We start from the raw sequence: 964 nt of genomic DNA, 5'->3' as shown, positions 1-964 counted from the left end.
GATAAAGGACAATCACCAGATGACTTCACTGATTATTCATGTCTTCAGTTTGACTTAAATCGTATGATGTCGGAATTAACTCAACAACAACAAGATGTTATTAGATTACGTTATGGTTTGGATGATGGTAAACCTTTAACTTTGTCAAAAATTGGTGAGATTCTGAAAATTTCCCGTGAAAGAGTTAGACAAATTGAGAGGGAAGCCTTGACTAAATTACGTGAAAACAAACATTTAATTATGGACTATCTCTATAATGACTATATCGTAAATCAAGAATGTTTTAATATCTTTTTGGGAAGAAAATCACAAGTTTATATTTCTCACTCATATATTTATTATGTATATCACATAAATAGTAATCACACAATAAAAATTGATATTTCTCAAAACCAAGAAATTATAAATAGATGTATTAACTACATAAAAAAACTAAAAGAATTAATTAAGGAAAAAAATATTTCTCTATCTACTACTTAAAATATTACTTATATTTATAAAACTTTTTTATTTTGTAATTAATTATGATTATACCTGATTATATAGATAATCAACATTGCTCTCTTGAATCTGTTTTGGCTACTATCATTGAAGATAATAATCAATTAACCCTTGATATAGTTACAGGCTTTTTCCGCATTGAAGCATGGTTAAGATTAGAGTCTCCCATGAATAAACTTAATTCCCTCCGTCTTCTCATCGGTAGGGATCCAGCCATTCGCCCAGCAGAAAGCGATCGAATAGACTTACTAAGATATTATAGAAAAACTTTACAAAAACAATTAGAAGAAAATCCTTTTAATGTCAATTATAAACAACAAATCGATCGACTAATTGAGTATTTACAACAAGATAAAATAGAGGTAAGATTGTTCGGTGCATTAGGAGATAAAAACCAGTTTCTTCATGCAAAAGCCTATATTTTTGATGAATATAGTATCGTTGGTTCATCTAACTTTACTCC

At 28.6% G+C, this 964-nt stretch carries 2 protein-coding genes; both read left to right on the top strand.

Features of this window, described 5'->3' with window-relative positions; translation table 11 throughout:
* Positions 1-480, top strand: a 480-nt coding sequence (locus FWJ34_RS19390; RefSeq protein WP_308256964.1) for a sigma-70 family RNA polymerase sigma factor, incomplete at its 5' end; no start/stop codon positions are given.
* A gap of 44 nt (positions 481-524) precedes the next feature.
* The coding region (locus tag FWJ34_RS19385) for a phospholipase D-like domain-containing protein (protein WP_308256963.1) at positions 525-964 on the top strand (440 nt) is incomplete at its 3' end.

The sequence above is a fragment of the Geminocystis sp. GBBB08 genome (assembly GCF_016743215.1).
Lineage (GTDB): Bacteria > Cyanobacteriota > Cyanobacteriia > Cyanobacteriales > Cyanobacteriaceae > Geminocystis.
This window is presented reverse-complemented; position numbering and strand designations above follow the sequence as displayed.